Origin of the sequence: Acinetobacter sp. YH01011, assembly GCF_013420785.1 — a bacterium.
Lineage (GTDB): Bacteria > Pseudomonadota > Gammaproteobacteria > Pseudomonadales > Moraxellaceae > Acinetobacter > Acinetobacter towneri.
The window spans coordinates 20,332-41,657 of the sequence record NZ_VOYG01000005.1 but is presented as its reverse complement, the minus strand read 5'-3'; the positions used below and the strand labels follow the sequence as shown (position 1 = coordinate 41,657).

The window sequence follows — 21,326 nt, the reverse complement described above, 5'->3', positions numbered from 1 at the left end:
AGGTTGAAAAACGCGAGTGGTTTTAGAATTATTGTTCGCGGTTGATGTCCAAATAGAACACACGTGTGAGCAGTTCCATAAATTTCTGTACCGCAGCGGAATGGCTGTTTTTGCCATAGCTGACGTATAAATCTAAATGTGGAAGTTCTACATCAAGTGGACGGATGACGGTATTTTCCATGGTTAGCGGAGCAACATAGCCCGGTAAAATGGTGCAACCCAAGCCCATACCAATCGAGTTGATATTAAATAAAATGTTGTCAGCTTTTTGCACAATGTTTAGTTCAATGTTGTGCTGTTTGGCAAAATCGACAATCAGGTGATGCAGATTATACGAAGCTTCTGCCGAAGGAATAATAAAATCAATACCATTCAATGCTTTGACAGGAATGCGTTCGTATTTTGCTAACGGATGATCTTTGGGCAAAATAAAAATTAACGGTTCACGCAGTACAAACTGGCTCTCAATTTCATCACTGTTGATATTGTGGCGGGTAAAGGTGATATCGAGTTCACCTTTTTTAATCATTTTCATTTGCTCAGTGTTGTTCAAACTTAGCAATTCAATTTTTAATTCTGGGTTTTGTACTCGTAAATTAGGCAGTACAAAAGGGAAAATTTTCATTTCTGCCACAGGAACAAAGCCAATACGCAGCATTTTCTGTTTGGCTTGTGACACCTGACGTGCCATGGCAACCGCTTTGTCGGCTTGCGCCAAAGTCAGACGCGCCTGTTCTAAAAATACAGCACCTTCTTCGGTTAGCTCGACTTTACGTTTGGTACGGTTGAGTAGCTTAACGCCGACATCTTCTTCTAAATCTTTAATTTGCTGACTCAGCGAAGGTTGAGCCGTATAAAGTTTAAGTGCGGCTTTACTGAAGTTGAGTTCTTCAGCAACGGTAATGAAGTAGCGAAGGTGACGTAATTCCATACAACCATTCCAAAGATTAATTCAAAATATGTCTAATTATAGATTAATAAAAGAATGATCTATAAACAACTATTCGGTGAGAATTATTGTGTCATTCACGAAGTAAATAGGGTTTCATCATTATGCAACGATTTAAATGCAAAATATAATGTTGGATTAATCTATAAAAACTATTAATTGAAACAAAAAAAATATTTCACTAAACGTCCCTAAAAAACCATTATCCATCAAAAGTTGAGTCTATTTACTTTGTGCCGTTGTTGGTCACAGGAGAGCTTTTCATGAGTGGAAAAATTGATGTGCGCGAAATCGACGCTTTGGTCGATGCACAAAATGGACGTATCACTCCATCTATTTATACAGATCCAGATATCTACGAATTAGAACTTGAACGTGTGTTCGGCCGTACGTGGTTGTTCCTGTGTCATGAAAGCCAAATTCCTAAAGCTGGCGACTTCTTCAACACCTACATGGGTGAAGATCCAATTATTGTGGCACGTCAAAAAGACGGTTCAATCAAAGCATTTTTAAACCAGTGCCGTCACCGTTCTATGCGTGTGAGCTTTGCAGACTGTGGTAATACCCGTGCATTTACTTGCCCATATCACGGTTGGTCTTACGGTATTGATGGTTCACTCAAAGATATTCCTTTAGAAGAACGTGCGTATCCACAAGGTGCTTGTAAAGAGCAATGGGGCTTGGTGGAAGTCAACCGCGTGAAGTCTTACAAAGGCTTGATCTTTGGTTGCTGGGATGAAACCACTCCAGACCTAGAAGAATATATGGGCGACATCGCTTGGTACTTAGATGGCGTGATTGACCGTCGTCCGGGTGGTACTGAAATTATTGGTGGCGTACACAAGTGGGAAATTGACTGTAACTGGAAATTTGCTGCAGAACAGTTTGCTTCTGACCAATATCACGCTTTGTTCTCACACGCCTCTGCGATTCAGGTACTTGGTGCAAAACCAGATGATGACAGCAGCAAACAATTAGGTGCAGCGCAAACAGCTCGTCCTGTTTGGGAAACTGCCAAAGATGCGATTCAGTATGGTTCACGTGGTCACGGTTCAGGTTTCTTCTTTACAGAAAAACCAGATGCAAACGTATGGGTTGACGGTGAAGTTGCCAACTATTTCCGTGAAACTTACGAAGAAGTGAAAGAGCGTTTAGGCGAAGTACGTGCCTTACGTCTTGCAGGTCACAACACCATGTTCCCAACACTGTCTTGGCTGAACGGTACTGCAACACTGCGCGTATGGCATCCACGTGGGCCAAACAAAACTGAAGTATGGGCATTCTGTATTGCCGATGCTGAAGCACCTCAAGACGTGAAAGAAGCATTTGAGCGTTCTGCAACACGTGCTTTCGGTCCTGCAGGTTTCTTAGAGCAAGATGACTCTGAGAACTGGATTGAAATTCAAAAAGTATTGCGCGGCTATAAAGCACGTCAAAACAAGCTCATTGTAGAAATGGGTAAAGGCAACGAAAAAGTACGTGAAGATGGTATTCCAGGAATCACCAACTACATTTTCTCTGAAACTGCAGCACGTGGTATGTACCGCCGTTGGGCAGACTTGCTGATCCATGAAAAATGGGAAGACGTTGAAAAAGCAGCTGACGAATACGAGAAGGAGCTAATGAAATGAGTCAAATCAGTTTAGAACTTCAACATGAAGTGAGCCAATTCTTGTATCGCGAAGCAAAATTGCTAGACGACTGGAAATTCCGTGAGTGGTTAGACCTCATGGCAGAAGACATTTCTTATACCTTGCGTACTACACCAAATGCGCAAACCCGTGACCGTCGTCGTTCAGTTGAACCGCCAACAACGTGGGTGTTCAACGACAACAAACACTTGCTTGAGCGCCGTGTTGCACGTCTGGAAACTGGTATGGCGTGGGCTGAAGAACCTCCGTCACGTACCACGCACATGGTTAGCAACGTGATTGTTGAAGCGACAGAGGTCGAAGGTGAATACGACGTACACGTGACTTACTTGTTGTACCGTACTCAAAAAGAGAAAGACGTGACTATTTACTGTGGTAAGCGCCATGACAAAATCCGTCGTGTTGAAGGTGGCTTAGGCTTCCAGATCTTCAACCGTAAGATTGTGCTTGACCAAGTAACCTATAACTCACACAACCTGAGTGTATTCTTCTAATGAATAAAATCTTTGTTTGCCAAGTTGACGAATTAGACGAAGGCGAAGCGTTAAAAGTGGACTGCGGTGTGAACGGTATCGAAGCACTGGCAGTATTCAACAACGGTGGTGAGTTCTTTGCTATGAATGACCGTTGTTCACACGGCAATGCCTCAATGTCTGAAGGTTATCTTGAAGATGATGGCACAGTTGAATGCCCACTGCATTCTGCACGTTTCTGTTTAAAGACTGGTCAAGCATTATGCTTGCCAGCTACCGACCCGATTCAAACTTTCCCTGTGGTGGTTGAAGACGGCGCGTTATATGTAGAAATGGCAGGAGAGTAAGCATGGGTTGGCTAAAAGGCGAAGTGGCACTGATTACAGGTGGCGGTTCTGGTTTAGGTTGGGCTTTGGTAGAGCGCTTTCTTGAAGAAGGTGCGCATGTGGGCGTGTTACAGCGTTCACAATCTAAAGTCGATGCCTTAAAAGAGCGTTTTGGTGATCAAATTGTGGCAGTCGCTGGTGATGTTGCCAACTATGCAGACAATGTCCGTGCTGTGCAGGCCACTGTGGAGCGTTTTGGAAAGCTAGATTGCTTTATTGGCAATGCAGGGATTTGGGATCACTACGCAGATATCGTCAATACGTCTGGTGAGCAGCTTGAAAAAGCCTTTGATGAAATCATGGGCATTAATTCCAAGGCGTTAATCTTGGGAGCAAAAGCAGCACTGGATGAATTGGTGAAATCTGAAGGTTCCATCATCTTAACCTTATCCAATTCTGCGCTGTATTCTTCAGGCGGTGGCCCTGTTTACACTGCATCGAAACATGCAGGTGTTGGCATCATGAAAGAGTTGGCTTATGAGTTGGCACCCAAAGTACGTGTCAATGCCGTTGCGCCTTCAGCGATGAATGTCAATATTAAGGGTGCAGCATCTTTAGGTCAGGAAAACCTAGGCTTACTCGATGCACGTGACCCTGAAAAAATTGCACGCGGTATGCCGCTGAATTTCTTGCCTGAGCCAGAAGACATGACCGGTTCTTATGTGCTCTTGGCATCGCGTCAAAATAACCGTGCGCTGACTGGCGTTCTGATCAATGCAGAATGTGGTTTGGGTATTCGTGGTTTGCGTCAACCACGTGCAGGTTTTTTTGACGAATAAAATTGAGTCTAAATTCAATAGACGAATCGGCAGCCTTTCTCTGGGCTGCCTTCCTTATTTAGGAGTCTTTCATGGCCGTTAAACTCATTTGTGCATCGCACAGTCCTTTAATGGAATTTGCAACACCGCAAGATCAATCTAAAGAACAAAAAGTTCGTGCTGCCTTTGAGCAACTTTCTGCCGAAGTCAAAGCATACGATCCAACCCTGATCATTACCTTTGGGCCAGACCATTTCAACGGTTTCTTTTATGATTTGATGCCAAGTTTCTGTGTCGGTATTCGTGCTACGGCTGCGGGTGACTGGGACTACGGCAAAGACAACAACCGTATTGATGTGCCTGAAGACAAAGCCTTGGCAATGGTGCGCCGTGTGTTGGATGAAGGTGTAGATGTTGCATACTCGTATCGCATGCAGGCCGACCATGGGGTGACTCAGCCATTACACTTTTTGTGTGAAGGGCAGCTAGATCGTTATCCAACCATTCCCGTGTTTATTAATGGCGCTGCAGCGCCGATGCCAACCACCAAGCGTACCATTGCTTTGGGGCGTGCTGTGGGTCAATTTATCAAGTCGTTGAATCTTGAAAATGAACGTGTTCTTGTTTTAGGTACAGGTGGTTTGTCGCACGATCCACCAACACCGCAAATGGGTTCAGTACCGCCTGAAGTTGAAGAGTTTTTAATTGCAGGTCGTAATCCGAGCCCTGAAGCACGTCATGCACGTCAGGCTAAAGTGATTGCAGTCGGTCAAAAACTTGCAGCAGGTGATACCTCTGTGGCTGTGCCGCTCAGCCCTGAGTGGGATATTGCCTTGCTTGAAAAATTCAAACAGGCAGACTTTGTGGCTATGGAAGCCATGACCGAAGCTGAAATTCGTCGTGATGGTGGTCGTGGTGGTCAGGAAGTCCGTTCGTGGATGGCTGCTTTTGCTGCGTTAGATGAACTGGGTGCGTATGAAATGACCACGCATTGCTATGAAGATATTAGTGAGTGGATTGCGGGCTTTGGCATCGTATCTGCCGAGTTAAAAGGTTAAGCCCATGAGTGTAGAAACAATTGTGATTGTGGGGGCAGGTCAGGCAGGGGCAAGTGCCATTCTTGAGCTGCGCGGCAATCAATATGCAGGCAACATCATCTTAATTGGCGATGAAATACATTTGCCTTATGAGCGTCCACCGCTGTCTAAAGATGTGATTTTGCGTCCTGAAGAAACCAAAATCGAGATTCTGTCGGAAGAAAAATTGGCAGAACTAGGTGTGACCACTATTCGTGGCAATGGCGTGAGCAAAATCAATGCCGAAGCACATACGGTTGAATTGCAAAATGGTGAGGTTATTGCCTACGACAAGTTGTTACTTGCCACAGGCGGTGCTGCACGTCGCTTGCCAAATTTTGATGCCTTAGGTAAACACGTTTACACGTTGCGTAATCTTGAAGACTCGCAAGCCTTAGTCCCTGTATTACAAGCGGGTCGTCGCATCATCTTAATTGGTGGTGGTGTGATTGGTTTAGAGTTGGCATCTTCAGCACGCTTTAAAGACTGTCAGGTAACTGTCATTGAAATGGGACCAATGGTGATGGGACGTTCATCACCACTCATCTTGAGTGAGTTTTTACTGCAACAGCAGTTATTGGCAGGAGTTGATGTACGTCTGTCTACGCAAATTGCAGATTGCAAGCTAGATGGTGAAGAAATTGTCGTGACCCTAGAAGGTGGCGAAGAACTACGTGCCGATGCGGTGATTTACGGTATTGGGATTATTCCAAACGCACAACTGGCAGTTGAAGCAGGCTTAGATGCAGACTTTGCTGTGCATGTGAATGAAAACTGTCAAACCTCAAACCCAGACATTTATGCTGCGGGCGATGTCGCATCACAACTGCGTGAATGTGGCAATCATCGTCGTGTAGAAACTTGGGAAAATGCCAACCTGCAAGCAGGCATATTCGCGCGTCATGTGATGGGCGTGGAACATCCTGTAGCCAATCCCGCTTGGTTCTGGACTGATCAACTCGACATTAACTACCAATTTGTAGGAGATATGTCAGCAGCAGAATGGCATGTGCGTGGTGAGATGGATGCTTCCAAACGCAGTGAGTCTTCATTCGTATTGTTTGGTGTGACCGATGGCGTGATTGTCGGCGGAATTACCGTCAACTCAGCCAAAGATATGCGTCACTTGAAAAAGCTGATTGCTAAACAAGCTGCTTTTGAAGCAGACAAATATTTAGATGTGAGCCAAGACCTTCGCAAATTGGTGAAGTAAGCTTGAACTGATGAAAAACAGACCTGAGGCAACTTAGGTCTGTTTTTTATCTGCCGAAGAAAAGTGTCCATTTTATGTTGAGCAAGCGATGAATACGAATACATCTCCTGTTGTGGTAACCGCCAGTATTTATGCCTTATTGGTATTAATCTGGGCGACCACGCCATTGGCGATTGTCTGGAGTGTGCAGGAAATTCATCCAATGTGGGTTTTGATTATCCGCTACTTTGGGGCTTCCGTGATTGCGCTGTGCGTGCTTAAACTCATGCGCGATCCACTGCCTTTTGATCACACCTCAATGAAAAGCTATTTGGCGGGTAGTCTGAATTTAATTGGTGCACAGCTATTTATTTACTTGGCCGCCAATTATTTAACTTCAGGCTTAATGGCACTGATTTTTGGTTTTTCTCCTTTAATCGCAGGCTTGATTGGTCATGTGATTTTACGCACGCAAAAATTGATTGCCTTACAGTGGACAGGGATGGCAATTGCGATTGCAGGGCTCAGCTTTGTCTTTGCAGACTCTGCTGACAGCAAAGTGAATCCATGGGGCGTGGTGCTGATGTTTATTAGCATGCTGTCCTATATCAGCTCAATTTTTTGGGTCAAACAAATCAATGCTCCTTTAAAGCCGATGTCACAAGCCACAGGTTCTTTATTGGTATCATCGGCAGGGTCATTGTTATTAATTCCCTTTATTTGGTCGCATTTCCCGACTCAAATGCCAAGCAGCCAAGCCATGATTGGTTTTGTATTTACCATGATCATGTCGTCTATTGTCGCCATGCTGTGTTATTTCTGGCTGATTCGTCGTTTAAATGCCTCAACCGTATCTTTAAGTAATGTGATGACTCCCATCATCGCGTTAATTTTAGGTGCGACCTTAAATAATGAACACATCAGCATGAATGCGTTTATTGGCATTGCCGTGGTGATGTTCGGGATTGTGATGTATTTCTGGAAAGAATGGCGCGAACAATATTTTGCTAAACGCTAAGCCCGCATTGCTATACCCGTGTTTAGGTTTTTCTAAAGCCTCGTTTATCTGAGGTGTAAATTTCCGATCATTAACCCGCTGTCGATACGACTTTTTTCTCAAAACAACAAAAACATAAAGGAAATTGCCTGCTTGATTTCGCTACTATGCGTGATAGAGTCAACACATGAACCAAAGCTGTGTTTTTTTCTGAACAGATCAGGATAAAAAGCATCATGGCAGATGCGCTATATATTATTGGGCTTACATGAACAACGTGGAACAAAAGCATTTTCAACTGCCAACGGAAGCCTGTTGGTCGCATACTTGGCGTAAACCCAAGCTGCAGTTTTTGCCTTCAAATCATTATGATGGAGCGCAGTTTTTTAATCCGATTGCGTGTCCTGAGGGGCGCAGCCAAACTGATTTATTGAAATGGTTGCTAAAACGCAAATCGAACAGTTGGAATGTCAATCCGCAACAAGAAGCACAGCAATTTTTTACAGCGCCAAGTGCTTTGCCACAATTACGTCCACACGCCAGTTTGGATGATTGGCAAGTTTGGTTTGTGGGGCATGCAACGGTGCTGATTCAAATTGGACCGTATAACTTTTTAACCGATCCAGTCTGGGCAGAGCATGCCAGTCCGAAACAGGGGCGAGGGCCTAAACGTGCCTGTCCTGCAGGGATTGCACTGGAAGATTTACCGACCATTCATGCCGTCTTCTTGAGCCATAACCATTATGACCACATGGATTTAGCCACCTTAAAATGGCTGAATCATCAATTTGCCATGCCTATTTATACAGGTTTGGGCAATGCTTGGTATTTGCCGCCTGATTTGCATGTGATTGAAATGGACTGGTGGCAATCGGCTTTGTTTAAAGAGTTGAAAATTGTGTACACTCCTGCACAACATGGTTCTGGACGTGGCGCACGCGATCAGAACATGGCGTTATGGGGTGGTTTTTCTATTTTACATGGGCAAGATCATTGCTTCTTTGCGGGTGATACGGGTTATTCGCCACACTTTAAAGAAATTCAAACCCGTATGGGCGCACCACGTGTGGCACTTTTACCTATAGGTTCTTACGAGCCACGGAATCTGATGCGTTATATGCATATGAACCCTGAAGATGCCTTTCAGGCCCATAAAGATTTACATTCCAAATGTTCTTTGGCCATTCATTACCGCACTTTTGAGCTGACCGATGAAGGGCGTGAGCAACCAGAGGCAGACTTGCATCATGCCATGAAGCGTTCATCTAAATTAATGAATCCGTTTTATTGTATTCGTGAAGGTAAGAAATTAATTGTTTAATCTTTTAAAAACTTGACCTTAAATAAAAGTGACACGCTACTTTTCACGCTACTGAAAAGTGGCAATGATAGATATAGAACACAAAGCCCCTATCGAAATAGGGGCTTTGTTTTGGTGTTTAAAGTCTTGCTGTTCAGACTGACTTGATCTTTAACTACAAAGATTACAGTACGCCAGGCTGACCAAGTGCAGGGTCACTGGCACGTGCTGCTTGCGCATCGGCAACGGTCATGCCTAAAGCCGCTGCAACGCCTTCGCCATAAGCAGGGTCACATGCATAACAGTTACGAATATGACGATACTTAATAAAGTCTAAAGCATCACCCATTGCACGTGCCGTGTTATCAAACAGTGCTTGTTTTTGCTCAGGGTTCATTAAATTGAACAAGGCACGCGGCTGGCTAAAATAGTTGCTATCATCTTCACGATAATCCCAGAAATCTGCATCGCCACGAATTTTTAGCGGTGGTTCGCGGTATTGTGGTTGCTCTTGCCATTGATGGAAGCTGTTTGGCTCATAGTGTGGCAAGCTGCCATAGTTGCCATCCATACGACCCTGACCATCACGACGGTTTGAGTGCACAGGGCAGCGTGCAGCATTCACTGGAATTTGTGAATGGTTCACACCAACACGGTAACGTGCAGCATCGGCATAGTTGACCAAACGCGCTTGTAACATGCGATCTGGCGAGTAGCTAATTCCTGGTACAAGGTTGCTTGGTGCAAAGGCAGCCTGTTCAACATCTTGGAAGTAGTTTTCAGGGTTACGGTTCAGTTCAAATTCACCCACTTCAATCAGTGGATAATCACCTTTCGGCCAAACTTTGGTGAGGTCAAATGGGTGATAAGGGACTTTTTCTGCATCCAGTTCAGGCATGATTTGCACGAACAGCGTCCATTTCGGGAAATCACCGCGTTCAATGGCATTGTAAAGGTCAGTCTGGCTGCTTTCACGGTCACGACCAATCAATTCTGCTGCTTCTGCATCGGTCAGGTTTTGAATGCCTTGTTGAGTGCGGAAGTGGAATTTCACCCAGAAACGCTCATTATTGGCATTAATAAAACTATAGGTGTGGCTACCAAAACCATGCATGTGACGATAACCCACAGGAATACCACGATCCGACATCACAATGGTGACTTGGTGCAGTGCTTCTGGCAGCAAAGTCCAGAAATCCCAGTTATTGGTCGCATTACGCAGGTTGGTGCGTGGGTCACGCTTTACCGCTTTATTCAGGTCAGGGAATTGACGTGGGTCGCGGAAAAAGAACACTGGTGTGTTGTTACCGACTAAATCCCAGTTGCCTTCTTCAGTATAGAATTTTAAAGCAAAACCACGAATGTCACGTTCTGCATCGGCAGCGCCACGCTCACCTGCAACGGTAGAGAAACGAGCAAACATTTCAGTTTTTTTGCCAACTTCAGAGAAAATTTTGGCACGGGTATATTGGCTGATGTCGTGCGTGACCGTAAACGTACCAAACGCACCTGAACCTTTGGCATGCATACGACGCTCAGGAATTACTTCACGTACAAAGTTTGCCAACTTTTCATTGAGCCATAAATCTTGAGTAAGGAGTGGGCCACGTGCGCCCGCAGTCATACTATTTTGGTTATCTACAACAGGTGCGCCTGCATCGGTGGTTAAATGCGTTACAGGGCATTTTTTTATCTCTTGGCTCATCGTTGTTCTCCATTATTGTGATCATCATGTGGTGGGCTGTATTAGAAATTTAGCTTCTAAAACAAGCGGCCATGAACCGTTTTGTTTGTTTAAAAAATCAACTACAACACCACAATACCATGCAGATCGGGCTTTGTAGATGAAAGCTTTTCAAATCTCACCATTTTAATGTAAAACGATTTTTATAATTTTACAAATAGATAAATTTATTGTTTATGATTGGTGTATTCGATAAATCTTTGTAAACTAAATAATCAGTTTTGCTGCACTAAATGTCTGAAACTGCTGCTAAAAACGGTTGAATCGCCAATGAAATATCGGTGTGCAAGGCATCCCAATCTTGATAATGTGGATTGATTAATAAACTTTGCGAAATAAAACCATAACTGATGCGATGCAGATTCAAAGCAAGGCGCAGTTGTTGTTCGGCATTGTGTATGACAGGTGCGAAAATCTGTTGCCACATCTGTAGCATCATGCTGTAACTTTTTTGGTAAGTTTCAATGTGTGATACCTGCCGTTCCAGTAAAAAAGTCTGCGCCCAAAGCCATTGTTGTGCCTGAATTTGCTGAAGCTGAAACTGAATGATGGTTGCAATATAGCGGTTTATTTCAACAACTGTGGATAACTCAAGTTGCTGTTGGGCATAACTTTTTAAGTGTTCTGCATGCTGTTTGACTTGCAGGTGAATCGTCAATGCCAGTAAATCTTCTTTCTTGGCAAAGTATTCATAAAAAGTGCCTAAACCGACACCTGCCAAATTAGTAATTTCACGAATGGTAATTTCAGCTGCCGAGCGTTCATGCAAAAGCCGAACAAAACTTTCCTGTAAAGCCTCTTGAGTCAGTTTAGCCCGCGATTGGCGCGGCTTACGGCGCACTTGAACCTCAGAATTTTTCATAAATAAAGCCGAACACCTGAGCGCATATTTTTCTCTATACTGAATGCAATGATAGCACCGCGTTTATCTAGGAGTGACACAATGCAGACATGGATGACCCATCAAATTCAAAATCAGTTTGATGAATTACAAGACTATAACTTATTTGAAACCGATACGGTTTTACAAGAAATTTTAACCCGTTATGGCAGTCAAGATCAGACCCGACTGAGTGAATTGGGGCACATTGCAGCATCGGCAGAATATTATCATTATGCCGATTTAGCCAATCGGCATACGCCTATTTTACATGCCTTCGATGCACGTGGACGTCGTAAAGATGTAGTGGAGTTTCATCCTGCGTGGCATCACTGGATGGCGCTGAATCGTAAGTTTGACACGCATGCACATCCATTTAAGCAACCGCAATCTACGGCAAAATGGGTCGATTGGGCCAGTCGTTTTTATTTGGCAGGACAGGTTGAGTGCGGTAATTTATGCCCAAATTCTATGACTTTAGGCAGCATTCCGCTCATTCAGCGTGAACCTGAGTTGTGGGCAAGCATGGGTGAGAAACTGTTATCGCATGAATATGACCCGCGTGATGTGCCGATTTCACAAAAGAAATCTATTTGGCTGGGCATGGGTATGACCGAAAAGCAGGGTGGTTCAGATGTGCGGGCCAACCAAACGCTCGCCGTTCCAGTCGCAGCAACAGGGCGTGGGCAAGCCTATTTGCTCACAGGTCATAAATGGTTTTTCTCTGCACCAATGTGTGATGCACATTTGGTGGTCGCCAATACCGAACAAGATGGTTTGGCTTGTTTCTTTGTACCGCGTTGGTTAGAAGATGGCAGAAAAAATAATATTCAGGTACAGCGTTTAAAAGACAAAGTGGGAAATCGGAGTAACTCCAGTTCTGAAGTCGAATTTCAGCAGGCGTGGGGCATCATGATTGGCGAAGCAGGGCGCGGTATTCCCACCATTATTGAAATGGCGAACTACACTCGTTTAACCTGTGCTGTGGGCAGTAGTGCCATGCTGCGTCAAGCCTTGGTGCAATGCCTTGCCTATACTCGACAACGTCAAGCATTTGGACAGACTTTGGCGAATCAGCCATTAATGCAGGCAGTCTTGGCAGATTTGGCTTTGGAAACTGAAGCTGCGGTACAGCTCAGTTTTCATTTGGCACATTGTTATGAAAGCGATGATGCTGTGTCTTTGGCATGGAAGCGTTTAATGACCCCTGCTGCAAAGTTCTGGATTTGCAAACGCGCGGTGGAACTTACAGGTGAGATGATGGAAGTTTTTGGTGGCAATGGTTATGTCGATAACAGCATCATGGCACGTATTTTCAAAGAAGCACCTGTAAATACCATTTGGGAAGGTTCAGGCAATGTCATGTGTCTGGATGTACTACGCGCTATGCAGCGAGAACCTGAGCTGATTCAGGTGTTATTGCAGGATTTTGCTCGCACCGCCGTTACTCATCCTATTTTGAGCAGTGAATTCGATGGTTTGCAGCAGTTATTGCAGACCACGAACAGCAACGATTTACAATTTATGGCACGTGCTTTGGTGAGCCGTTTGGTGATTTTGGCACAAGCGGTTTTGTTGTTGCGTTATGCGCCAAGTTTTGTGGCAGAAGGTTTTATTCAGTCGCGTTATAGTGCATTGCATGGGCAAGTGGTGGGTATGCTTAAACCTAAACAGGTCGATGTTGCATCCATCTTGCAGCGTGCATTTTCAGCATAGCATCCCTTGCTACTTGATTCTGCACAAAAAATTCACCCGCTTGGTAAAACCAAACGGGTGAATTGAACCGTATATTGCAGTCGAGTCGTGATCAATCACGCTCGCTTGTAGCAAAGCTGATTGCTTCAGCGAAACTTATTTCGCAGGCTCTTCAGCTTTTACACCTTTTTGATATAGAGTGTAGATGTAAATTGGAATATCCAAATCTTCTAAGTGTTTGTAGATGAGTGGACGTACATCTTCCCAATCTAAACCGCCTACACCTGTTGCAAGACGCGGTAACGCCAAGCTTTCAATTTTCTCTTCTTCAATCAACTGTTTTAAGTTTTTCAAAGTGCGGTTGACGTATTCTGTCGATGCTTTACCTGGTTTTGAACCGTTGTCATAAGCCGCTTCCTGAGTCATCAGGTTGACGATGCGTTGACCTTCGGCATTGACCCAAGTCCATTGCTCACCCGCTTTAGGATGGTAAATATGACAATAGTTGCGGAAGTCTTTATATAGCGCAGGCCAGTGCTCACGCAGACTTAAAGCCAAACCTGTTGCAAAGTTATCGTTAGGGGCAACACCGTGAGCAATCGCACGTGCTTCGCTCAGTAAAATATCTCCAGAAACTTCATAAATCATGAATTTGACTCCTGTTTTTAATGGTCTTGTTAAACTGATCTTCTATATTCATCTTAGCCAATCATTGCAGTTTTTCTAGTGGGTTTTATAACTAATAAGTCTTTGAAAGGTAATAAAATTTTTTAGAATTTTATGCTATAATTGTATGGGTAAAGCCGCTGAGTGTTCTTTAAAATAGCCTTCAAAAATAACCGTCAGAAAAATCTGATAAAGTGGCGGCAATAATTTATTTACCCTTCTTTTTATCTTAGCACTATTGAGTGAAAATCGCTTGTAAAATGTACAAAAAAGCGTATGATCGGCTTCCCAATTTAATATGGAACATTGGTGAGAGAATAGTCACGTTATGCAGAAGCAATTGGCTTGAATTTTCCCTCAACATCTCCATCTAAAAGAGTAGCGACACTGCTCATTTCCATGATCAACCGAAAGGAACAGCGTAATGGCAAAGAAAAAACAGCCTGAGCTTATTCAGCATAACTTTGTGGCCAAGCACATGCACGAGGTCAACAAAAGTCAGGTTTTTGTAGACCGTAAGAAAAATGCCAAACGAGGCTATAGCAAACACAAACAAGGGCGATATTCCGATGATTATCGCCCTTGTTGTTTTTGGAGTGAATGGTGTGTTGCCTGAGGCTTAAACTAAGTTTTATGGAGATACGATACGTGTCGCTAGTTTCACCATATCGCCCAAGCCATGGGTTTTAAAATAATATTCCATCAGACTTTTCACCATCAGCGGATTATTCATTTTTAACGCCTGATCTAATAAATGTTGCGCATCGGTCATCGGTACATGACAAATTGCTTTACGCACCCGCAAGATATTACTTGAACTCATCGACAGGGTATTAAAGCCCATTGCCATCAGAATTACCGCAGACAGCGGATCTCCTGCCATTTCGCCACAAACGCTCACAGGCTTGTCATATTTATGACATTCTTTCACCAAGCGGGTTAAGGCGCGCAGTACTGCAGGATGAAAGTGTGAATAGACGTTGGCCACACGCGGATTGTTACGATCCACTGCCAATAAATACTGGGTTAAATCGTTTGATCCTACCGAGAAAAAATCCACCAACGGGGCAAATTCATCAATTTGCAGCAGCACACTCGGTACTTCTACCATAATGCCAATTTTCGGTTTGGTGATTTTAACCTGTTCTTCTTCCTGCACTGCTTGCAAGTCACGATCGAGCAAATACAAGGCTTCTTCAACCTCGCTGACACTGGTGATCATTGGCAGCAAAATATGCAGATTATTCAAACCAATACTGGCTTTGAGCATGGCACGAATTTGCGAAGAAAAAATTTCAGGATGATCTAGCGTGAAGCGAATCCCGCGCCAACCCAAGGCTGAGTTTTCTTCTTCAATCGAAAAGTACGGCAAGTCCTTGTCTGCGCCAATATCTAGCGTACGCATCACCACAGGTTTGTTGGCAAAGTGACTGAGCTGTTGGCGGTAAATAGCACGCTGTTCTTCTTCGCCCGGGAAACGGTCACGTAGCATAAATGGAATTTCAGAACGATATAAACCAACACCTTTAGCACCGCGTTGTACGCCACGCACTACGTCAATCATCAAGCCTGTATTGACATACAATTTTACCGCTACGCCGTCAGGGGTAATCGCGTCTTTGGTTTCATATTGCTTGAGGTCTTTGGCAATCTGTTCTTCTTCTTTTTGAATTTCTTTATAGCGCGTCCGCATGCGACGTGGCGGGTTGATAAACACCCGACCTTGGTGCGCATCTACAATCATTTCCACATCGTCTAGGCTGTTGATGGGCAATTCAGTTACGCCAACTACGGTTGGAATACCCAAAGCACGTGCCACAATGACCATGTGAGAATTCATTGCGCCTTCGGTGGTAACAATCGCTGCAATTTTATCGACAGGTAGTTCTACCAAAGCTGCTGTGGAAATTTCTTCGCCAATTAAAATACTTTCATCGGTCAGTTCACGGTGACTGGCATCGGCTTCTTGTAAAGAGGCGAGAATACGACGCCCTAAATCTTTCAGGTCAGAAACACGTTCGCGTAAATAGTCATCTTCCATTTGCGAAAATAGGGCAATGTGATTGTCAATTACAATACGCACTGCACCTTGTGCCCAGTTACCTTCACGAATCAGTTCTTTAATTTCTGCAGGCAGGGCATTTTCATCCAACATGCGTAGGAACACACTGAATAAAGCGCGTTCTTCTGCCATTAAGGCATCCTGCATTTTGTCATCTAGTGCCTGAATTTCTTGACGCACTGCATCTAGTGCGTTGTCTAGTAATTCTAACTCTTCACTAATGTCTTCAGCTTCACGATCAGGCACAGCCGCCAAATCTGCAGGGGGATACAGAATTACCGCACGACCCAGTGCAATCCCACCTGAACCCGATACGCCCTGAAAGGTTTTGTAGGCAGGCAGGTTGTTGGGTTTGCGGAATACATCAATATTGCCCACGGCATGCGCATGCGCAATGACACCAGAAAGCTGGGCGCAGAGCGTCACTAAAAAGGATTCTGCCGCTTCAGAAAAGTCTTGTTTATCCTTGTTTTGCACCACAAGAACGCCCATCACTTTACGACGATACATGACAGGCACGCCAAGGAAGGAATTATAAATTTCTTCGCCTGTTTCGGGTAAATACATGAAGCGTTCGTGTTTGGGCGCATCGTTTAGGTTGACAATTTCTTCACGTTGTCCGACTAAACCGACCAAACCTTCACTGGTATGTAATGACACATGCCCCACGGACTCAGGATTTAAACCCTTTGATGCCATGAGCAAGTAGCGTTGATTGCGTTCATCGAGCAGGTAAATAGAGCAGACATCCACATGCATGGCTTCTGCGACCTGATTGACCATAATATCGAGTGATTCATGCAAACTGGTGGACGCATTGATTTCTTGTACAATGCGTCTAAGGGTATCCAGTTGCATGTTCGACATACGCGCTACTCCATATTCCAATCAATGATTTGAGGTCAGTTTTACACCACAGATGACCCTATAACAATAAGCTAAAAAATCTACATCTTCATGCAAATTTTAAGGTTTTTTCAGGGGCAATTGATTGCACAATTCCACCATCGCTTTACGGTAGACGTCACGTTTAAAATTGACGACCTGACCAAGCGGATACCAGTAACTGACCCATTGCCATTGATCAAATTCGGGTGGGTCTGACAAATTCAGCCGAATATGATGCGCTGACGCTGTCAGTTGCAATAAAAACCACTTCTGTTTTTGACCAATACATACGGGATCTGAATCCGTGCGTATATACCGATGTGGCAAACGATAACGCAGCCAACCCTTAGTTTGCGCGATAACTTGGACGTGTTCGGGCAGTAAGCCAACTTCTTCTCTCAGCTCACGATAAAGTGCCTGTTCAGGGGTTTCTCCATATTGGATACCTCCTTGCGGAAATTGCCATGCATTGTGACCAATGCGTTTTGCCCATAAAACTTGTCCAAACTCGTTTGCCAAAATGATCCCGACATTGGGTCGGAAACCTTCTGAGTCGATCATTTGGCTACCTAAATATTGTTTAATTTATGACTTTGCACTCGGGGATGATGATTTCTTTTCTCCAACTCGAAAACGCAAAGTGTAAATAATGTTAAAATTGCTATGATCTTAACGAATTTCTATCGACTAGCGGAGATAGATTTACAATTTTTTTCTTAAATTTCAGTTTTTACGAGTATTTTCATGAAATTGGCGCTATTTGATCTCGATCACACCTTGTTAAATACTGATTCAGATCATTCTTGGGGTGAGTTTTTGGTAAATGAAGGTTTGGTCGATCCAGTCCGTCATCGCGCCATGAACGACAAGTTTTATGAAGACTATAAGGCAGGGCAGCTCGACCCAATTGCATATAACGAATTTGTATTTGAATTTTTAACCCAGCACGACAATCAGTACCTCACAGATTTGCATGAACTATTTATGCAAAAGGTGATTCGTCCACAAATGCGCCCTGAAGGTTTTAAAGCTATTCAGCGTCATCAAGAATTAGGGCATGAATTGGTGGGGATTACAGCAACATCTGACTTTATTACTGCACCTATTTTCCGTGAGTTTGGTATTAGTGAAATTATTGCCACCAATGCCGAAGTGGTCGATGGTAAATATACAGGCAAAGTCATTAATACTGCGTGTTATCAACAAGGCAAGTTGGTGCGTTTGGAGCAGTGGCTTGCAGGGCGCGAAGTCACAGAATCTTGGGCATATTCAGACTCAATTAATGACCGTTTCTTGTTGGAATATGCAGATCACGCCATTGCTGTAAATCCTGATGCACGTTTACAGGCTTTGGCTGAAGAGCAAGGTTGGGATGTGCAGGACTGGTCAATTTAAGTCTGAATTTTTTTGAGGTGTTGCTACTTTGGCTTTTACTAGCTTATTGATTTATTTTTTTTTATTTATTGCAATGTTGGATTATGTCATTCATTTTTAGAATAGGCATGCTAAGGTAAGACAAGAATTAAAAATGATCAGGAGTGAAAAAATGAGTGGTGTACGCCCAAGAATGACACATTTATTTGAACAACTGGGTTTGGATGCCAGTGAAGCTGCGATTCAGCAATTTATTGAAACGCATCAATTGAATGCAGAAACAACAATTGCCGAGGCAGAATTTTGGACGGAAGCACAGCGTCAGTTTATCGTCGAAAAAATGAAATCGGATGGTTCATGGGCAATTGTGGTAGACCAATTGAATGAATCTTTGCATGAAGATTCGGTGAGTCGTTAAGATTTCACTTGCGCCTAAATTAAGCCAATAAAAAATACCCTCAATACAATCGTGTTTGAGGGTGTTTTCATTCAAAAGAAACCATTAATCTTTTAGTGTTTCATCATCTCAATCAATTCTAAAACAGCGCGCGATTGCGTCCGTCCCGGATGCCATACCATGCCCAATTGACGGTTCATTTCTAAATCAATATCTAACTGTTGTAAGTCCTGATTGACCAACGTTTTAGGTAAAACAGACCATCCCAAACCAATTGACACTAACATCCGAATTGATTCTAACGGATTGTTGCTCATGGTAACTTTGGGTTTGACGCCTTGCTTTTCAAATTCTGCCAAAGTGATTTGACTGGTATAAGTTTGCGCGGCAGGCAACAAACTTGGGTAGGCGAGTAAATCGGTCAATTGCAGGTTTTTCTGATGTGCAAGAGGATGAAAAGGCGCAACCACAAACACCAATGGATCATTCCAAATGGTGACATAAGACAGACGTTCATCTAATTTAGGCGGTAAGGTCAGAAAAGCCAGTTCTAAATCGCCCGCCAAAACTTGTTCATGTGCCTGTTCAGAATCGACAAAATGCACATCTAGCGTGACGTTGGGAAATTCTTGCACATATTCACGCAAATGATTGGGTAAATGGTGTAAACCAATATGATGACTGGTACCAATTTTCAGTTTGCCTTGAACCTGTCCTTGCTCATGACTGAGGGTGTGGTGAATATCGCCCAGTTCATTCAGCCAGTTTTTGACTTTGGGCAATAGTGAGTGTGCTGCATGCGTGGCTTGCACCCCACGACCTGCCGATTCAAACAGTTTCACGCCAAAATAGTCTTCTAGGCTGTGAATGCGTTTGGTCACCGCAGGTTGGGTAATAAATAACTGATCTGCTGCCAAAGAAATAGAACCTGTTTCCATGACTTTTACAAAGGCTTCAAAGGCTGCAAGATTCATTTGCACCATCCATAAAGATTTTTTATTACTGTGCTTATTATTTAGAAAAAATTAGAATTAATCAAAACAAATTCTACTTATTTTGAAACTATGCGTTTGGGATGATCTTGTGGAGATACAGTAGAGATAAAAAAAAGATCATCGTGGGCTGCAACCAAGATGATCTCAAACTGAAATGGAATATTCACAAGCAGAATCTATAAAACCATTAAGCGATAATTTTAGAATCTTGCGTTTGTGCTTTCTTTTCCCAAATCCGCTCGTGAATGAAATACGCAACAGCTTGTACTGTCGGTTCGACCAAACTTAAGGTAATGGCCATCCAAATATTGCCTGTGACTATATAACCGACCACCATCGCCACGGTGATGTGCATGATGTAGTAGCTTAAAGTTTTTTTGAACATGCGTTGATTGTTGGCGACAAATTTTTGAATATGGCTCATGTGAATACTCCTTCTGCTGCTTTGACCGTTTTCTGTGTGGATAGCTAAAGGATAATTATTCTTATTTAATTTGTAAAAACGAATAATTTTGTAATTTTGATTGGAAAATTAGATTTTAATAAAAATATCAAAGATAAAAAATTTTAAGTATCTATCATGTTTTGCTTATAGGTAGGTCGTGATGAATCATTGACATCCTCCCCGACCTAAAGGACGGAGATTCCTACTGCTAGACGCTCATGCCCGAGCGCAAGAATATTCAGTGCGGAATTTACATCCCGATCATGGAGCGTACCGCACTCCACACACTGCCATTCTCTTATTCCAAGTCCTGCTCTACCTTCCGGACTACTGGAGCGTGAGCCACAGCACGAACAAATTTGGGTGGTATAGGCTTCATTGACTTCTTCATAACATACCCCTGCGTTCTCGCATTTATACTTGAGCATGGTTCTTAGTGTTGTCCAACTGGCATCTAGCACTGATTTAGCCAATCTGGTTTGTGCTAATGCTTTGGCATTCACATTGCCAACGAAGATGGCTGCATGTTCATTCACCAGTTTTCGGCTGAATTGATGCAGCATGTTTTGTCTTACATTTTTAATCTTGGCATGAATGGCTTTGACACGTTTCTTATTTTTTGCACGTTGAGCAATACCAAGTTTTTGTTCATATTGCCGATAGATTTGAGGTGCTTTAAGTTTTACGCCATCTGAACAAGTCGCTAAATCTTTTAAACCTAAATCTATGCCAATTGAGGTTTTAGCGTTGTTTTTTTTCTATTTTGACTGCATCAACTACAAGACAAACATACCAACGTCCACGACTATCTTCTACGAATGTGCCTGTTTTGATATTGTATTGACTTAATTCGTAACTATCCCATAGTTTAAATTGATGCTTGCCATATTGAACATAGCCATCAGCATATTTGATTGCAACCTTTTTAAACGGTATCCAACCCAGTGAACGTCTAGCTGATTTTTTATTACTGACACGCCATTTTAGTTTTGCTTTTTTGAACTGCTTGCGTCTTGTGACCAATTCTTCTGTCACTGCCTGAATAGTTTGACTGTGCAAGTTGCATTCTTTCGATGTGCCTTTCGTGTATTTTGCAAGGTCGTATGCTGAAAAGAATTGTTGTTTACGTTGTAGATGCTTAAAACACAAATCATTGACATAATTCCAGACAAAATTTACTTCGGATGCTAACTGATTTAGCACCTTGCAATGTTTGTCTTTTATGCGTAATTTGAGTGTCTTCATCCAATTATTTTAACAGTATTTTTCTTAATAGTGACTATAGTACAAGTATTTAAAACGACATTTCGTGTCGTTCATATGGTTTACTCCAGTCGCTTATATTCTCGTGCTGAACCACGAGGTTTTACGCTCCAGTGGATAAAAATTATTTTGCT

20 protein-coding genes and 1 pseudogene are annotated in these 21,326 nt (G+C 43.2%); 12 read left to right on the top strand and 9 right to left on the bottom strand.

All coding sequences use genetic code 11. From position 1 onward, the window contains the following. Window positions 1–28: 28 nt before the first annotated feature. Window positions 29–931, bottom strand: coding sequence for a DNA-binding transcriptional regulator HcaR (gene hcaR, locus FTT78_RS04185; RefSeq protein WP_004976051.1), 903 nt, complete (start codon window positions 929–931; stop codon window positions 29–31). Between the two features lie 281 nt (window positions 932–1,212). Here hcaR and hcaE point away from each other — a divergent pair, with 281 nt between their 5' ends. The 8 genes from hcaE to FTT78_RS04145 all read left to right on the top strand — a co-directional run bounded on the left by hcaE (window position 1,213) and on the right by FTT78_RS04145 (window position 8,804). After that, window positions 1,213–2,580: a 3-phenylpropionate/cinnamic acid dioxygenase subunit alpha gene (hcaE, locus tag FTT78_RS04180; protein WP_004976053.1), complete on the top strand. Its 1,368-nt coding sequence runs from the start codon at window positions 1,213–1,215 to the stop codon at window positions 2,578–2,580. Further along, entirely contained in the window at window positions 2,577–3,095 is a 519-nt protein-coding gene (gene hcaF / locus FTT78_RS04175; RefSeq protein WP_104853007.1) for a 3-phenylpropionate/cinnamic acid dioxygenase subunit beta, read from the top strand. Before hcaE ends, hcaF begins: the two co-directional genes overlap by 4 nt. Further along, entirely contained in the window at window positions 3,095–3,421 is a 327-nt protein-coding gene (hcaC, locus tag FTT78_RS04170) for a 3-phenylpropionate/cinnamic acid dioxygenase ferredoxin subunit (protein ID WP_004976057.1), read from the top strand. The genes hcaF and hcaC overlap by 1 nt, the downstream gene beginning before the upstream one ends. A gap of 2 nt (window positions 3,422–3,423) precedes the next feature. Next, entirely contained in the window at window positions 3,424–4,239 is an 816-nt protein-coding gene (gene hcaB, locus FTT78_RS04165; RefSeq protein ID WP_131261064.1) for a 3-phenylpropionate-dihydrodiol/cinnamic acid-dihydrodiol dehydrogenase, read from the top strand. A 71-nt stretch (window positions 4,240–4,310) separates the two neighbouring features. Next, window positions 4,311–5,276: a 3-carboxyethylcatechol 2,3-dioxygenase gene (locus tag FTT78_RS04160; RefSeq protein ID WP_167845747.1), complete on the top strand. Its 966-nt coding sequence runs from the start codon at window positions 4,311–4,313 to the stop codon at window positions 5,274–5,276. A gap of 4 nt (window positions 5,277–5,280) precedes the next feature. Further along, entirely contained in the window at window positions 5,281–6,507 is a 1,227-nt protein-coding gene (gene hcaD, locus FTT78_RS04155) for a 3-phenylpropionate/cinnamic acid dioxygenase ferredoxin--NAD(+) reductase subunit (RefSeq protein WP_167845748.1), read from the top strand. A gap of 88 nt (window positions 6,508–6,595) precedes the next feature. Continuing rightward, window positions 6,596–7,504: a DMT family transporter gene (locus FTT78_RS04150; RefSeq protein WP_096902690.1), complete on the top strand. Its 909-nt coding sequence runs from the start codon at window positions 6,596–6,598 to the stop codon at window positions 7,502–7,504. A gap of 247 nt (window positions 7,505–7,751) precedes the next feature. Next, window positions 7,752–8,804 carry an MBL fold metallo-hydrolase gene (locus FTT78_RS04145; protein WP_179988469.1) on the top strand — a complete coding sequence of 351 codons (1,053 nt, stop codon included), beginning with the start codon at window positions 7,752–7,754 and terminating at the stop codon, window positions 8,802–8,804. A 163-nt stretch (window positions 8,805–8,967) separates the two neighbouring features. On the opposite strand, the gene FTT78_RS04140 is transcribed toward FTT78_RS04145, so the two are convergent. Continuing rightward, the gene (locus FTT78_RS04140) at window positions 8,968–10,488 is read right to left on the bottom strand and encodes a catalase (RefSeq protein WP_096902685.1); all 1,521 of its coding nucleotides are present in this window, start codon (window positions 10,486–10,488) and stop codon (window positions 8,968–8,970) included. A gap of 268 nt (window positions 10,489–10,756) precedes the next feature. Next, window positions 10,757–11,389 carry a TetR/AcrR family transcriptional regulator gene (locus FTT78_RS04135; RefSeq protein ID WP_131261060.1) on the bottom strand — a complete coding sequence of 211 codons (633 nt, stop codon included), beginning with the start codon at window positions 11,387–11,389 and terminating at the stop codon, window positions 10,757–10,759. Window positions 11,390–11,470: 81 nt separating this feature from the next. Here FTT78_RS04135 and FTT78_RS04130 point away from each other — a divergent pair, with 81 nt between their 5' ends. Next, window positions 11,471–13,123: an acyl-CoA dehydrogenase family protein gene (locus FTT78_RS04130; protein ID WP_180043920.1), complete on the top strand. Its 1,653-nt coding sequence runs from the start codon at window positions 11,471–11,473 to the stop codon at window positions 13,121–13,123. A gap of 135 nt (window positions 13,124–13,258) precedes the next feature. Here the strand turns inward: FTT78_RS04130 and FTT78_RS04125 are convergent, their stop codons facing one another. Continuing rightward, window positions 13,259–13,750, bottom strand: a complete 492-nt coding sequence (locus FTT78_RS04125; RefSeq protein WP_004976080.1) for a macro domain-containing protein — start codon at window positions 13,748–13,750, stop codon at window positions 13,259–13,261. Between the two features lie 442 nt (window positions 13,751–14,192). Here FTT78_RS04125 and FTT78_RS04120 point away from each other — a divergent pair, with 442 nt between their 5' ends. Continuing rightward, on the top strand, window positions 14,193–14,384 hold the full coding sequence (locus tag FTT78_RS04120; protein ID WP_004976081.1) for a hypothetical protein: 192 nt from the start codon (window positions 14,193–14,195) through the stop codon (window positions 14,382–14,384). Window positions 14,385–14,399: 15 nt separating this feature from the next. Here the strand turns inward: FTT78_RS04120 and ptsP are convergent, their stop codons facing one another. Both ptsP and FTT78_RS04110 read right to left on the bottom strand, forming a co-directional pair. After that, window positions 14,400–16,697, bottom strand: coding sequence for a phosphoenolpyruvate--protein phosphotransferase (gene ptsP / locus FTT78_RS04115; RefSeq protein WP_004976082.1), 2,298 nt, complete (start codon window positions 16,695–16,697; stop codon window positions 14,400–14,402). A gap of 99 nt (window positions 16,698–16,796) precedes the next feature. Then, complete coding sequence (locus FTT78_RS04110; protein ID WP_004976084.1) at window positions 16,797–17,279, bottom strand: RNA pyrophosphohydrolase; 483 nt, start codon at window positions 17,277–17,279, stop codon at window positions 16,797–16,799. A 183-nt stretch (window positions 17,280–17,462) separates the two neighbouring features. Between FTT78_RS04110 and FTT78_RS04105 the strand changes: the two genes are divergently transcribed. Together FTT78_RS04105 and FTT78_RS04100 are read left to right on the top strand one after the other, a co-directional pair. Continuing rightward, window positions 17,463–18,113 (top strand): HAD family phosphatase, encoded by a 651-nt coding sequence (locus FTT78_RS04105; RefSeq protein WP_180043921.1) that lies wholly within the window; start codon window positions 17,463–17,465, stop codon window positions 18,111–18,113. Between the two features lie 151 nt (window positions 18,114–18,264). Then, window positions 18,265–18,510, top strand: coding sequence for a DUF2789 family protein (locus FTT78_RS04100; RefSeq protein ID WP_004976087.1), 246 nt, complete (start codon window positions 18,265–18,267; stop codon window positions 18,508–18,510). 92 nt (window positions 18,511–18,602) lie between these two features. Here the strand turns inward: FTT78_RS04100 and FTT78_RS04095 are convergent, their stop codons facing one another. The 3 genes and pseudogenes from FTT78_RS04095 to FTT78_RS04085 form a co-directional block, all read right to left on the bottom strand. After that, on the bottom strand, window positions 18,603–19,463 hold the full coding sequence (locus FTT78_RS04095; RefSeq protein ID WP_136144730.1) for a LysR family transcriptional regulator: 861 nt from the start codon (window positions 19,461–19,463) through the stop codon (window positions 18,603–18,605). 208 nt (window positions 19,464–19,671) lie between these two features. Further along, on the bottom strand, window positions 19,672–19,908 hold the full coding sequence (locus tag FTT78_RS04090; protein WP_004976091.1) for a DUF2061 domain-containing protein: 237 nt from the start codon (window positions 19,906–19,908) through the stop codon (window positions 19,672–19,674). A 206-nt stretch (window positions 19,909–20,114) separates the two neighbouring features. Further along, a pseudogene (locus FTT78_RS04085) lies at window positions 20,115–21,174 on the bottom strand (RNA-guided endonuclease InsQ/TnpB family protein). Between the last annotated feature and the right edge of the window lie 152 nt (window positions 21,175–21,326).